The sequence below is a fragment of the Listeria cornellensis FSL F6-0969 genome (assembly GCF_000525855.1).
In the GTDB taxonomy this organism is placed as follows: Bacteria; Bacillota; Bacilli; order Lactobacillales; family Listeriaceae; genus Listeria_A; species Listeria_A cornellensis.
In genome coordinates, this window is the sequence record NZ_AODE01000009.1 from 38192 (window position 1) to 50917 (window position 12726).

The 12726-nt window shown below is 43.8% G+C and carries 17 protein-coding genes and 3 pseudogenes; 18 read left to right on the plus strand and 2 right to left on the minus strand.

Going from position 1 to position 12726, the window contains the following annotated elements; genetic code table 11:
- The first annotated feature begins 20 nt into the window (after positions 1–20).
- Positions 21–260 (plus strand): helix-turn-helix domain-containing protein, encoded by a 240-nt coding sequence (locus PCORN_RS03635; protein WP_051999221.1) that lies wholly within the window; start codon positions 21–23, stop codon positions 258–260.
- Between the two features lie 13 nt (positions 261–273).
- Here PCORN_RS03635 and PCORN_RS03640 read toward each other — a convergent pair.
- Positions 274–613, minus strand: a pseudogene (locus tag PCORN_RS03640) (DUF898 family protein).
- Between the two features lie 128 nt (positions 614–741).
- Here PCORN_RS03640 and PCORN_RS03645 point away from each other — a divergent pair.
- From PCORN_RS03645 to PCORN_RS03665, 8 genes are all read left to right on the plus strand, one after another.
- Positions 742–1218 (plus strand): hypothetical protein, encoded by a 477-nt coding sequence (locus PCORN_RS03645; protein WP_420912011.1) that lies wholly within the window; start codon positions 742–744, stop codon positions 1216–1218.
- Positions 1215–1361, plus strand: a complete 147-nt coding sequence (locus PCORN_RS19775) for a hypothetical protein (RefSeq protein ID WP_206537419.1) — start codon at positions 1215–1217, stop codon at positions 1359–1361. Before PCORN_RS03645 ends, PCORN_RS19775 begins: the two co-directional genes overlap by 4 nt.
- Positions 1358–2125, plus strand: coding sequence for an ABC transporter ATP-binding protein (locus tag PCORN_RS03650; protein WP_036077655.1), 768 nt, complete (start codon positions 1358–1360; stop codon positions 2123–2125). The genes PCORN_RS19775 and PCORN_RS03650 overlap by 4 nt, the downstream gene beginning before the upstream one ends.
- On the plus strand, positions 2112–2501 hold the full coding sequence (locus tag PCORN_RS18160) for an FtsX-like permease family protein (protein WP_051999223.1): 390 nt from the start codon (positions 2112–2114) through the stop codon (positions 2499–2501). Before PCORN_RS03650 ends, PCORN_RS18160 begins: the two co-directional genes overlap by 14 nt.
- Positions 2482–2895, plus strand: coding sequence for a hypothetical protein (locus PCORN_RS18165; protein WP_149024237.1), 414 nt, complete (start codon positions 2482–2484; stop codon positions 2893–2895). Before PCORN_RS18160 ends, PCORN_RS18165 begins: the two co-directional genes overlap by 20 nt.
- A 70-nt stretch (positions 2896–2965) precedes the next feature.
- Entirely contained in the window at positions 2966–4099 is a 1134-nt protein-coding gene (locus PCORN_RS18170; protein WP_149024238.1) for an ABC transporter permease, read from the plus strand.
- A gap of 57 nt (positions 4100–4156) precedes the next feature.
- Positions 4157–4834, plus strand: a complete 678-nt coding sequence (locus PCORN_RS03660) for a response regulator transcription factor (protein ID WP_036077657.1) — start codon at positions 4157–4159, stop codon at positions 4832–4834.
- Between the two features lie 13 nt (positions 4835–4847).
- Positions 4848–5726, plus strand: coding sequence for an NAD-dependent epimerase/dehydratase family protein (locus PCORN_RS03665; RefSeq protein WP_036077659.1), 879 nt, complete (start codon positions 4848–4850; stop codon positions 5724–5726).
- A gap of 99 nt (positions 5727–5825) precedes the next feature.
- On the opposite strand, the gene PCORN_RS21210 is transcribed toward PCORN_RS03665, so the two are convergent.
- A complete protein-coding gene (locus tag PCORN_RS21210) occupies positions 5826–5915 on the minus strand; it encodes a putative holin-like toxin (RefSeq protein ID WP_420912010.1) in 90 nt (29 codons plus the stop codon).
- A 335-nt stretch (positions 5916–6250) separates the two neighbouring features.
- On the opposite strand from PCORN_RS21210, the gene PCORN_RS03670 reads away from it, so the two are divergent.
- From PCORN_RS03670 to PCORN_RS03710, 9 genes and pseudogenes are all read left to right on the plus strand, one after another.
- Entirely contained in the window at positions 6251–6697 is a 447-nt protein-coding gene (locus PCORN_RS03670; RefSeq protein ID WP_036077661.1) for a hypothetical protein, read from the plus strand.
- Between the two features lie 37 nt (positions 6698–6734).
- On the plus strand, positions 6735–8465 hold the full coding sequence (ade, locus tag PCORN_RS03675) for an adenine deaminase (RefSeq protein ID WP_036077663.1): 1731 nt from the start codon (positions 6735–6737) through the stop codon (positions 8463–8465).
- Between the two features lies 1 nt (position 8466).
- Positions 8467–9511: pseudogene (locus tag PCORN_RS03680) on the plus strand (sensor histidine kinase).
- 6 nt (positions 9512–9517) lie between these two features.
- Positions 9518–10618, plus strand: coding sequence for an iron-containing alcohol dehydrogenase family protein (locus PCORN_RS03685; RefSeq protein WP_036077666.1), 1101 nt, complete (start codon positions 9518–9520; stop codon positions 10616–10618).
- Positions 10615–11031: a GNAT family N-acetyltransferase gene (locus PCORN_RS03690; protein ID WP_051999226.1), complete on the plus strand. Its 417-nt coding sequence runs from the start codon at positions 10615–10617 to the stop codon at positions 11029–11031. Before PCORN_RS03685 ends, PCORN_RS03690 begins: the two co-directional genes overlap by 4 nt.
- Before the next feature lie 95 nt (positions 11032–11126).
- A pseudogene (locus tag PCORN_RS03695) lies at positions 11127–11784 on the plus strand (DNA alkylation repair protein).
- 134 nt (positions 11785–11918) lie between these two features.
- On the plus strand, positions 11919–12206 hold the full coding sequence (locus tag PCORN_RS03700; RefSeq protein WP_036077668.1) for a TIGR04197 family type VII secretion effector: 288 nt from the start codon (positions 11919–11921) through the stop codon (positions 12204–12206).
- 27 nt (positions 12207–12233) lie between these two features.
- On the plus strand, positions 12234–12536 hold the full coding sequence (locus PCORN_RS03705) for a hypothetical protein (RefSeq protein WP_036077670.1): 303 nt from the start codon (positions 12234–12236) through the stop codon (positions 12534–12536).
- The coding region (locus PCORN_RS03710; RefSeq protein ID WP_036077672.1) for a T7SS effector LXG polymorphic toxin at positions 12523–12726 on the plus strand (204 nt) is incomplete at its 3' end. The genes PCORN_RS03705 and PCORN_RS03710, both read left to right, overlap by 14 nt.

The following is a 12726-nucleotide window of genomic DNA, read 5'->3' on the forward strand; positions in this document are numbered from 1 at the left end:
AGCACGAACTAAAAAAAATCATGATTACGGAGCTTCCAACCTATACAGCGAAAGACATCAAAGCGTTTCGTCAAAAAGTCGAACTCACGCAAAGCGCTTTTGCTGAATTGATGGGTATCTCTGTCAAAACTGTGGAGGCATGGGAAAGTGGTCGAAATAATCCAAACGGCTCAGCGTCACGTCTTTTGCAACTGATTGAGGCGAACCCCGAAGTATTTATGGAGGAACTGACGATAGAAAACAAAGCAATTTTGCATTAAGAAAAGCCACGAATTAATTTGCAAACGTTGTATTCCGTGCTTTCCAATCTTCCAACTTAATGAAGACCCAGAAGGAGTAAATGCCAAGCGTGATGATAATAAGTAGCAGCCATTTAATCCAATTTCCAAATAAGCCAAATGCGGAACCGTTGAATTGCATTCGGCGTCCTTCTATAACGGTATGATTGATTTTCCAGCCATAATTCATTGTCAAAGCCCATGGATAACAAATGCCAATCGTTAGCACTGTCACAAGGATTCCAAGGATACTCCAACCGATAAATTGCAATAAACCACCGTCAAAAAAAAGAAGTTCGTCCGTTCTTCGTTTCATAAAAATCTTCTCGAGCCATGTTTTAGCCACCTTCCATATAGGTCTATTTTAACGCAAAAATCGAAAAATTGTCTAGATTAACCCTATCTTTCTTGTTTTATTCAAGGTACAATAAAGATAAGTCTGAATTTAAATGAGGTTTTGATGTTGACAGAAGATTTTGCAGAGAAGATTGCAAGTGGTGAAAAGGCACAGTTTAAGGTGAATCATACGTTAGTTATTTCGAGCAGTCTGTTGTGGATTGCGATTGGACTATTATTATATGTTATTTTCGATTATGTGAAGGCAGTGAATGGGACGGAAAAACTGATTTTACTGATTTTTATTGGTTTCATTATTTTGCGACCGTTATTTCGATTGCTTAACGTGTCACCAACGCTTGAGCTTTCCGCTGAGGGAATGGCTTATCGTGGGGATTTTCAAGCGTGGAATCGTGTGGAGGAAGTACGGGTTACGATGCCTTCGTTTAAACTTTTCTCACAAGGTAGGATGTTGGTTTATACGAAAATCAAGGATCAGCAAGAGATGGCGTGGGATATCGTCGCGGCGGATGTGAACATGCCACTCGCGGATTTGGAAATGTTGATTAAGGAATGCATGGCGTTGTATAAGACGGAGGAATGAAAGAAATAGAGCTTTTTTTGATGGACATAGCCATCAGGAAAGGCTTTTTTTCTAACTACGTCTCAAGGTCAGGTGCGAATGCCTATGTTTTTAGTGTACAATGGATGAAGAGAGATTTTGGAGCGGAGGTTTTTAGTGAATGAGTGTTATTTTACAAGCGAAAAATGTTAGAAAAGTATATGGCTCGAAAAGTACGCTTTTTCCTGCGCTAAATAGTGTGAGTCTAGAGGTGCGTGAAGGTGAATTTGTTGGGGTGATGGGCCCGAGTGGTGCTGGGAAATCGACGTTACTGAACGTTCTGTCAACGATTGATAAAGCGACTTCTGGTAGTATTGAAATCGCTGGAAAACCGTTTGAGGAAATGCGCGCGAAAGAGATGGCGATTTTCAGACGAGATAAGTTGGGATTTATTTTTCAAGATTATAATTTGTTGGATACGATGACGATTAAGGACAATATCGCATTGCCGTTATCGCTTTCGAAGGTGAAGCCAAGTGAGGTGGAGGCGCGTGTTGCGGAGGTGATGCGCCAGTTTGGGATTGCGGATTTGGCGGCGAAATATCCGAATCAGGTTTCTGGTGGGCAGAAGCAGCGGACGGCGGTGAGTCGAGCGATGGTGACAAACCCTGCGTTGATTTTTGCGGATGAGCCAACTGGGGCGCTGGATTCGAAGGCTGCGACGAACTTGTTGGAGAGTTTGGTTCAGGCGAAGGAGGCGCGGAATGCAACGATTATGATGGTGACGCATGATGCGTTTGCGGCGAGTTTTTGTGAACGGATTTTGTTTATTAAGGATGGGGAGTTGTTCACGGAGATTTATCGCGGGACGGCGACTCGGAAGCAGTTTTTTCAGAAGATTTTGGATGTGCTGGCAATGCTTGGCGGTGGACTGAATGACACTATTTAACATTGCTTTTACGAACGTGCGCAAAAATTTCAGCCAGTTTTCGATGTACCTTGGTTCGTTGATTTTGAGTGTGTTGATTTATTTTACATTCGTTTCTTTGGCTTACACGAAAAGTATTGGTGTGATTTTTGACAAATGGGGAATCGGTGGTCAGGGCGTATTTATGGCCGCAGCAATTGTGCTGATTCTATTTGTGGCCTTTTTCATTTTTTATTCTAGTAATTATTTTACACGAAGCAGGAAGCGGGAATTGGGATTGTATTCGTTGCTTGGTTTGCGTAAGGGGCAGATTGGGCGGATTATTTTTTATGAGAACTTGATGATGCATGTTATGGCTGTTGTATCGGGCATTGTGATTGGGGTGTTTTTTTTCTAAATTCTTTTCGATGTTGCTGTTTCGGATTATGGATTTGTCGATTGCGAGTGGATTCACGTTTTCGGTGTCGGCGATTTTATCTACGTTGCTCGTATTTGGGATTATTCTGATTGTGACGACGGCAAATGGATATTGGATTGTGTACCGGCATAGCATGGTGGAACTTTTTAAAGCAGATGTTCGAGAAAAAAATCCGGCAAAGGGTTCACTTACGTTATCGATTGTTGGTCTTTTTCTGATTGGATTTGGTTATTTTTTAGCGACGAGATCGATTCAGGCATCTATTTTTTGGACGGAGAAATTTTTCTTTGCATCGATGTTATTTGTCTTATTCGGTGTGATTTTGGGAACGTGGTTAGTATTGCGTTTTTTTGTTTCCGTACGTTGTCTATAAATTATTTTTACGTAAGTCATTTTTCTATAATGGGACGAATATTTTAACGATTACATGGTTACGGTATCGTATGAAAAAAACGGCGGGGACGCTGACTATGATTGCGGTTCTTAGTGCCACGACATTAACGATTATTGGTGCGCTTAGTTCTTTTTATACGAATATTATTTCTTTTGCGGAGACTTCAAATCCGAATAGTTATCAGACAAACTGGAGTACGCAGACGGAGCGAGCGAAAATTTTGGAAGCAATTCGAGAAAGTAAGTCGAATACATTGGTGTATCATGATGCAGTAGATATATATAATGGGGACGTGATTGATAAAGTTGATGAAAGCATTCCTTATGTGGATCAGCGAATGACTCAATTTTCTGTGATGGCGCTATCGGATTACAATAGATTAGCGATGAAATTAGACAATGATTCACAGCAAATAAAGCAATTGGATGATGGGGAAGCTATTTTTCTCAGTCCGAACGGCCGGTTTGAAAATAAGAAGCGGGCCCATTTGTGGATGAAAGACCCTTATACGGTGACTTTTAAGAATAATCCTATGAAATATAGCTTGAAAATAAAAGCTATTTATAATCATGTGGTGTTTAATACGGATATGGTTTTTTCTACTTTGGTTGTGAATGACAGACTGTATCAAGAAATAAGTCGGAAAACGATGCCGAGGCATATTGATATTTTTCAGGTGACAAATGAGGATAGAGCAGAAGCTTTGGATCATAAAATTCAAAAAATTGTTGTCAGCGATCCTTATTTTTATTTTTACAGTGGTAGATTGTCGAGTTTTTATTCAAACTACCATATGATGAGTACACTTATTGGCGTGATGCTTTATATCGGAATGTTTATGGGAATTGTATTTTTTGCGGCAACGGGTAGTATTATTTACTTTAAGCAGATTACGGAGGCGGTGGATGAGAGGCCACGGTTTGATGTATTGCAGAAGCTAGGTATGAGCCAAAAAGAGGTACGTGCTGTTATCGCGAAGCAGGTGTTGCCGGTGTTCTTGATCCCGCTTATTTTAGGGATTTGTCATAGTGTGGCGGCGATGATTGGCTTGTCAGTGAACCTATTGTACAGTGTTGGCGCACCGGTTATGATTAGTACGACGATTTACACGGTGTTTTTCATTGTTTATTATTTTGTTTGTGTGAACACGTATACGAAGATGGTGGCAAATGGTGATGATTAACGTTTGAATGGTGGCCGAATTTTCTGTACAATGGAATGAGGCGAAGGAGAGATGAGCATGGTAAAGGTTTATATAGTAGAGGATGACATCGTTATTCGTGATACGATTCAGAAGCATTTGTCAAAATGGGGATTTGAGGTCGCGGTTGTGGCCGATTATAATAATATTTTAAATGAATTTTTGGAAGTGGAACCGCAATTGGTGATTTTGGATGTGAATTTACCGTATTTTGATGGGTTTTATTGGTGTAATCAGATTCGCGAGGTGTCGAATGTGCCGATTATTTTCTTGTCGTCGCGGGATTCGCGGATGGATCAGATTATGGGCATGAACATGGGTGCGGATTATTATATTGAAAAACCGGTCGATCTGGATGTGTTGATGGCGCGGATTAATGCGTTGATTCGCCGCACGTATTCGTATGTAGAGCTTGAGGAGCCGAACGTGATGGAGCATAATAATGTTTTCCTGCATATCGATACGAACACGTTGACCTATTTGGATGAAAAAGTGGAATTGACGAAAAATGAATTCTTGATTTTATACGAGTTATTGAAGCAAAAAGGACGGATTGTGAGTCGCGATGAGATCATGCGTGTGCTTTGGGAAGATGAGAGTTTCGTTGATGACAACACGCTGACGGTGAATGTTGTTCGGATTCGCAAAAAGCTGACGGAAATTGGCTTGGCAGACTTTATTACGACTAAAAAAGGTCAGGGATACATGATCGAGTAAGGGAGTGCTTCATTTGAAAATTCTAGTTTTTGGTGGAACGCGTTTTTTCGGTAAAAAATTGGTGACGCGACTATTGGCGGATGGGCATGATGTGACGATTGCGACACGTGGTAAGACAACGGATGATTTTGGTGATGCGGTGAAACGTGTGAAAATGAACCGGGAGTCGCGGGAAGCTTTATTTTGTTTGGCGCAGGAGCAATGGGATGTTGTTTACGATAATATTTGTTTTTCGCCGCAAGATGCGTTGTATTCGATTGCTGCTTTTCGAGATAAGGTCGGGAAATATGTGTATACGTCGTCGCTTTCGGTATATCGGATGCGTGATCGGGCGTTAGTGGAAGCTGATTTTGATCCGTTTCATTATGAAATTGTGACAGGGTCGCGTGAAGATTTTGATTACGGGGAAGGGAAGCGTTTGGCGGAGGCGGTATTTTTCCAAAAGGCGAACTTTCCTGTCGTAGCGGTGCGTTTTCCGATTGTGCTAGGCGAGGATGATTACACGGGGAGACTCGAGTTTCATATCAATCATGTGCAGGCGGGAGAAGAGATTGGTATGCCGAATGAGGAAGCAGAAATGGGCTTTATTTCATCGGATGAAGCGGCGGATTTCTTATGTTGGGTTGGCACGAAGTCGGATATCATGGGACCAATTAACGCGGCGAGTGATTCGGTGTACCGCTTGTCTGAGTTGATGGGTTTGATTGAGGAAGCGGCTGGGAAAACCGCGATTGTGGAAGAGATTACTGAGGATAACGATGATTCTCCTTTTGGCGTGGAGAAGACGTATTACTTGGATAATGCGAAGGCGAGAGAAGCAGGATTTGAGTTTCAGGATTTACACAAGTGGTTGCCGAAGTTGGTCGAGTCTGTTATAATGAAAAAGAAATAAGAAGCCATGCGCTAACATGGCTTCCTAATAGAGCCGTTACAAACGGTGACATAGTTCAGTACATTAAAAGAAATGACCTAACTCGTCAAAAGTTGGAGGTCATTTCTTTTTGTCGTTTTGCTGGTCGATAATGAGAACCACTAAGCCCGCAAATGCGATCATTAGTGTAAGTGTCTCAAAAGTAGACATGATTTATTCCTCGCTTGATAAAGGAGTAACAGCATAGAAACATTAGAAATCAAAAGCATCACCCCTTCATCAGGATCAGCACCATCGCAACTTCTCTATTAGCCTATTATAACAGAGAGAATCGTTGCTGTATCGGATTTTTTGAATATCGTTTTTTAAAGCAAAGTAGTGAATTTTGAGCTAGTGGAAAAATGATTTTAATAAGATATTTATGGGAAATGTGTCGCGAGGATGGAATAAAAGTCGTACTTATGCTTTAGATTCCGCGTTTTGTCAGTGGATTTAGTGTATAATAAGGCAGTAAAGAAAAATGAGAAAAAGGATGTGACGAAGGAATGCTTTCCTTTGAAGAGAAAAAGAATATTATTGATGAATATACAGAACTAGAGGCACATCCCGTTTCGATGGGGCGGATTAATTATCATTTCCCGGAGAGTGTGCGTGAAAAAAGAATCGCGGTCAATCATTTGCATCCGAATGGCAATGCCTTTGTGTATGCGCCTTATTTGGATGATGCGGACAAGAACGGTTTTATTAACATTCGTGAAGCGACGGAAAGTGAAATCAGGGAGCTGATTACGGGGGCTATCGCGTTTTTGAGTACGGATGGAGACGAGTTCGAAGAGGGTTATGAGGAAGCGTTTCGTGATGCGTATCGGACAGTTGTTATTTTGCGTTATGAGAACAAGATGTGGGCGATTTATTCGGATGATCATTTAGAGGCGATTTTCCCTTCTCGTGAAGCGGCGGATGGCTATTTGGCGGACGAAGGTTTTCAGTGAGTTAAAACCGAGTGAGACGTGAAAGGGGGAAACGTTGATGCGGAAAGTAAAGCAATTGCAAGAACGGGTGGCGGTGAGTGATTTACGCGCTGCGGCGGATGTGGTGATTAAGAATGGCCGAATCGTGAATGTTTTTTCGGGTGAAATCATGGAGGGCGATGTTGCGATTAAGAGTGGTTATATCGTCGGGATTGGCGACTTTGATGATGCGGCGGAAATCATTGATGCGATGGGCCAGTTTATTGTACCTGGTTTCATTGACGCGCATGTGCATGTGGAGAGTGCGATGGTGCCTCCTTCTGAGTTTGCGCGGGTGTTATTGCCAAATGGTGTGACGACGATTGTGACAGATCCGCATGAGATTGCGAACGTGGCGGGTGCAAAAGGTATTGAATTTATGTTGGATGATGCAAAAGAGGCGCCGCTTGATATGTACGTGATGCTGCCGTCTTCGGTTCCTGCGACGCCGTTTGAGCATAATGGTGCGACGCTTCTGGCGAGTGATTTATGCACGCTTTACCAGCATGAAAAAGTGATTGGACTCGCAGAAGTGATGGATTTTCCTTCTGTGGCAAAGGGTCATAAAGATATGTTGCAAAAAATGGCGGATGCGGAACAGCATGGTGGTCGGATTGATGGGCACGGTGCTGGTTTAACAAGAGCGGATTTGAACAATTATTTAGCGGTCGGAATTCGGACGGATCATGAAAGTACGACGGCGGTTGAGGCGATGGATCGGTTGCGCGCCGGGATGTTTGTCATGCTTCGTGAGGGTACGGTTGGCCGTGATATGATACATACATTGCCTGCGGTGAATCTGAAGAATAGTCACCGGTTCTGTTTTTGTACGGATGATAAATTGATTGATGATTTGCTGGAAGAGGGCTCGATTAACTATAATGTGCGGCTCGCGATTGCGAATGAAATTGATCCGGTGATGGCGATTCAGATGGCGACCATTAATGCGGCGACGTGTCACAAGTTACCACATCTTGGCGCGGTTGCGGCGGGATATCAGGCGGATATTTTGTTTTTGCGTGATTTGGAAACGGTGACGATTACGAAAGTGATGAAGCGTGGTCAGGTTGTTGTGGATGATGGTTTGCGAGTGGAGGCGCGGTTTCAAAAAGCGGATCGTGCGTTTGAATCACCGGCGATTAGGCATTCGTTAAAGCGTGAGGATTTGAAGCTTGCGATGGGAAACACGACGGCGAATGTGATTGGCATGCAACCGAATAGTTTATTTACGGAGCATTTGGTGGAGACTGTGACTGTTCAAGATGGCGAATTTCAGACGTCGATTGAAGAGGATCAGCTGAAAATGGTCGTGGTCGAGCGGCATAAAGGCACGGGTTGTGTTGGTGTCGGTATTGTGAAGGGTTTTGGTATTCGAAATGGTGCCATTGCAACGACGGTCGCGCATGATTCACATAATATTGTGGCGGTAGGCTCGACGGATGCAGCTATTATGGCGGCAATTGAGCATATTACAAAAATTGGTGGTGGCATCGCTGTCGTGAAGGATGAAAAAGTAGCGTCGGATTTGGCGTTACCGATTGCTGGGCTTTTGAGTGTGCAGCCGTATGAGGAGATTCAGCATCAGTTAGGGCGTTTGAATGACGCGTTCCGTGATGTGAGTGCGAAACAAGGTTTTGATCCATTTTTGACGTTATCATTTTTGACATTGCCAGTTATTCCGAATTTGAAATTGACGGATCAGGGGTTATTTGATTTTAACAGGTTTGGATTTATTGAAGTGGAGGTTTAATATGACTTGGTGGAGCTATGTGCGCGATAAGAAGTTTTTCTTGCTGTTCTTTGTGGTCGTGATGTTTTTTATTGGTGTGTTGCTTGCGGTTGATCCGAATAGTCAGTTGACGTTGGGCAATATTATTTATTTGTACGTCTTTATGCTGCTGTTTTTGATTGCGTATTTGGTGCTCGGTTATTCGTTTAAACGCACGTATTGGAACGAAATGAAGGAATTGGTGGATGGCGAAATCGAGGAAAATATTCTGGAATTATTGCCAAAACCGCGTACGCGTGAGCAGGCTTTTTTCAATGAATTGATGCGTAAAAAACATCTGGAGGAGCAACGGGCGCTTACGAAATTGCGTGATAAGCAGCAGGAATATCATGATTTTATTTTGTATTGGGTGCATGAGGTGAAGACACCGATTGTGGCGAGCAAAATGTTGATTAATAATCCGGATTTGAATGATCCTACGACGATTTATCGCGGGGTGGAGGCGGAGCTGGATTCGATTGATCGACTCGTGATGCAGGCGCTTTATTATTCGCGGTTGGATACGTTTGCGAAGGACTATTTTATTCAGGAAATGGCGCTTGGCCCTGTGGTTCGTGAGTGTGTGAAACGGCATTCGAAGCAGTTTATTTCGAAAAAAAATGAAGCTGGATTTGGCGGAGATTAAGGCTGATGTTCGTAGCGATAGTAAGTGGCTTGGTTTTATTTTGGATCAGGTGATGACGAATGCGCTGAAATATACGGATGCGGGTGGTGAAATCAAGATATGGTGCGATGTGAGTGCGTCTGGTGGAACCGTGGCGTTACATATTCGCGATAATGGAATCGGGATTAAGGAAGAGGATTTGCCACGCGTTTTTGAGCAAGGTTTTACTGGGATGATTGGACGGACGGAGAAGAAGGCCACTGGAATGGGGCTTTATTTAGCGCGCCAGATGTCTTGTAAATTGGGGCACAAGATTGCTATTTCGTCGGAACATGGTGTTGGTACGGAAATCGTTCTTACTTTCCAGCAAAAAGAAGACTATTTATTAATTGCGAAGGACTGAGGGCTTGTGGAGAAAAATTTGATTGTTCGTGGTGCGCCGCAGGAATTTGAATGCCGGGTTGGTGCTTGGGACGCACTAGGTGAACATTTGGAGCGTCGCGGTTTGAAGCGGGTTTTGGTGATTCATGGTGGCGTGTCTTGGGAGAAGGCGAGACGGTTTTTTCCTGATTTGGCTGGCGTGGACGTGATTTTTGAGCCGTATGGCGGCGAATGTTCGTTTGAGGAGCGGGACCGGATGGCGGTGCTTGCGGAAACGGGTCATGTCGATGCGATTATCGGTGTCGGAGGCGGGAAAATTGCAGATTTGGCGAAAGCGGTTGCGGTTTATTTAGCGATGCCGGTCGTGATTTTGCCTACTTTGGCGGCGACGTGTGCTGCTTGGACGCCACTTAGCGTGATGTATGATACGCGCGGGGAAATGTTGCAGTATGATATTTTTGCGCGGAGTAATGCGTTGGTGTTGCTTGATCCAGCGGTGATTCTGGACTCGCCAATTGAATGGATGGTCGCGGGAATCGGGGATACATTAGCGAAATGGTATGAGGCGGACGTGATTATTTCGCAGCTCGCGGAACGGTCTGTGGAGATTGATATTTCACATTACACGGCAAAATTGTGTCGGGATATTCTGCTGGAATCGAGTGTGGCGGCGCTTCAAGCGATGCGTGACGGGAAACTGAGCGAAGCGTTTGTGAAGGTAGTCGAGACGAATGTGATGGTAGGCGGCATGGTCGGCGGATTTGGCGATGATTACGGTCGGACTTCTGGTGCGCATTCGATTCATGATGCGCTTACGGTGCTTGACGCGACGCATCATTTGTTGCACGGGAATAAGGTGGCGTATGGTGTTTTTGTGCAGTTGATGATCGAGGGACGACCGGATGAGATTGTGACATTGACGCCGTTTTATCAGGATTTGGGATTGCCAACGTGTTTGCATGATATGGGGCTGGACGGCTTGTCGGATGCGGAGTTAGCGCGTGTGGCAGAACGTGCGACGGCCAGGGATGAGACGATTCATTTGATGCCTAGTGTGATTACGGCAACGACGGTTTTGGACGCAATCAAAGGCTTGGAAATTTTGATGGCGGAGGTGCGTGTTCGATGATTCTGATTGATGTCGCGAAAAACGAGGATGTAAAAGGGATTCGTGAGGTGCTGGAGGCAAGTTTTCCAACGCATGCCGAAGCCGATTTAGTGGACGCGATTATGGCTTCTGAACACTATGTGCCTGAACTTGCGCTCGTTGCGAAGGACGGCTCGGAGGTTATTGGTTACAGTTTGCTGAGCGAGTGCTTTGTCGGGGAGGAGCGGATTCTGGTATTAGCGCCAGTTGCTGTGAAACCCGAGTGGCAGTCACGAGGCGTTGGTGCGCAGTTGATTGAGGCTGGAATTGCCGAAGCAGAAACGACGGATTATAGCTGTATTAGTGTTTTGGGACACGAGACGTATTATCCGCGATTTGGTTTTGGATTAGCGAAAAACTATCAAATCACGCGCCGATTGAAGTTCCAGATGTGAATTTTATGGTGTATCCGCTCGGGGAAGAGATGCCATCGGGAGTTGTACGTTATCCAGCAAGTTTTGATAGTGTTTGATAAAGGATCTGTATAAAAATGGATAGTAAAACAAACCGCTCTTCAAAAGCAGAAAGTATTTTAGCTCAGATTGACAATCAAACAAAGCTAGGTGATTTACGAAAAATTGCGAAGGACATAAAAAAAAGATCACGAGCTAGCGATGGAACTTTGGTCAAGTGAAGCCTTTTTGCCGAGATTATTAGCTATCTTAATTATGGATAAAAAACTTCTCACGCAAGATTTTCTAAATAAGCTGGATGAAGATATGCAGACGCACCCTTTCGATGAGCGAAATAATTTAATGGATTGGTTAATGGCGAATCAGCTCGCCAAAGATAAGAAGACAATCGCGTTGATGGAGTCATGGGAAGCCAGTTCCTATGTTCTTCAAAGGCGAACTTTTTGGTATTATCAAGCACGACTTAGATGGACGGGACAAACACCGCCTGATAACACCGAGGACTTACTAGCTGCATTGGAAACTACTATTATGCAGGAGGAACCAGAAGTGAAATGGGCGATGAATTTTCTGGCAGGCTGGATAGGCGTTTATGATGAAGCGAATCGCGTACGTTGCATGGAAATAGGCGAGAGAACAGGACTTTATAAAGATGAAGTAGTTTCAAAAGGCTGTACGCCAAACTATTTGCCGGAGTTTATTACGATAGAAGTTAATAAACGGTGTGATAAGTAGCACTAATTTTGATTAAGTATGCTAGTAGAATAAAGACTAACGGGATTTTCTGATCAGGAGAATCCTGTTTGGATATGTATGAGAATATGATCCAATTATTACACAGAAAATCCAACTAGAAAGGAAGTAAAGTGATGTCAAAGGAAATTCAATTACCAAGCGGGCGTTTAGCGGAGCATGCCAAGGAAATTGGCAGTAGCGCGCATGACATATCGTTCCATCTGCAACCAACGATGTCTTATTCGACGAGTTCTGCACGCCAATTGGTACAAAGCAGTATGGACGCAGCTCACATGATTCAAGTTATGCCAGAAGCCTTTAACAAGGATGTGCAAAATCTAAAAAATGTCGAGCAGGCATTTGTCGCCACCGAGAAAGAGATGGCGGACATGTGGAGTAAAGCGCTTCATTTAGACAAATAAAAACAGACATGAGGAGTGAAAAAAGGGATGAAACACCAGGAGGAAGCAGTACGAAGGAATATAGAGAAACAACGTGAATTGGAAGATGTGGAGCGTGAATTCAGACAGTTGAAACGGCAACAAGATGACTTGCTTTCACGAATTGGGAACGCATGGCGAGGAAACCACTCGGAGAATAAATTAGGTGCGATTGCATTAGACTTAGCACAGGAACAACGTATGACACAAAAGAAACTCTACAACTTAGATGACCAATTACAAGCAGAGCACAAACAAGCAAAAGCTGACGTCGAACGAGCGAAAGAGGCGAAAGCGGATGCCACGCATTGATATAGGCGAAGTACGTTATTTTGTCGAGCAGTTTTTAAGAGAGTCCCAGAAATTAAAGGACGCACTAACGAACTACCGAAAAGCAGTCGCGAAAATAATAGCGGATGGTGATATCAAGGGAGAAATCGCAGACAGTGCCAAGCAATACTACCAAACGGTGCACTATCCGATTATCGATACAACCAAGGCA

Bases quoted from the DNA above. Each gene is read 5' to 3' on its own strand.
- PCORN_RS03635 (WP_051999221.1), top strand. From the start codon at position 21: ATGATTACGGAGCTTCCAACCTATACAGCGAAAGACATCAAAGCGTTT.
- PCORN_RS19775 (WP_206537419.1), top strand. From the start codon at position 1,215: ATGAAAGAAATAGAGCTTTTTTTGATGGACATAGCCATCAGGAAAGGC.
- PCORN_RS03650 (WP_036077655.1), top strand. From the start codon at position 1,358: ATGAGTGTTATTTTACAAGCGAAAAATGTTAGAAAAGTATATGGCTCG.
- PCORN_RS18160 (WP_051999223.1), top strand. From the start codon at position 2,112: ATGACACTATTTAACATTGCTTTTACGAACGTGCGCAAAAATTTCAGC.
- PCORN_RS18170 (WP_149024238.1), top strand. From the start codon at position 2,966: ATGAAAAAAACGGCGGGGACGCTGACTATGATTGCGGTTCTTAGTGCC.
- PCORN_RS03660 (WP_036077657.1), top strand. From the start codon at position 4,157: ATGGTAAAGGTTTATATAGTAGAGGATGACATCGTTATTCGTGATACG.
- PCORN_RS21210 (WP_420912010.1), bottom strand. From the start codon at position 5,915: ATGTCTACTTTTGAGACACTTACACTAATGATCGCATTTGCGGGCTTA.
- PCORN_RS03670 (WP_036077661.1), top strand. From the start codon at position 6,251: ATGCTTTCCTTTGAAGAGAAAAAGAATATTATTGATGAATATACAGAA.
- ade (WP_036077663.1), top strand. From the start codon at position 6,735: ATGCGGAAAGTAAAGCAATTGCAAGAACGGGTGGCGGTGAGTGATTTA.
- PCORN_RS03690 (WP_051999226.1), top strand. From the start codon at position 10,615: ATGATTCTGATTGATGTCGCGAAAAACGAGGATGTAAAAGGGATTCGT.
- PCORN_RS03700 (WP_036077668.1), top strand. From the start codon at position 11,919: ATGTCAAAGGAAATTCAATTACCAAGCGGGCGTTTAGCGGAGCATGCC.
- PCORN_RS03705 (WP_036077670.1), top strand. From the start codon at position 12,234: ATGAAACACCAGGAGGAAGCAGTACGAAGGAATATAGAGAAACAACGT.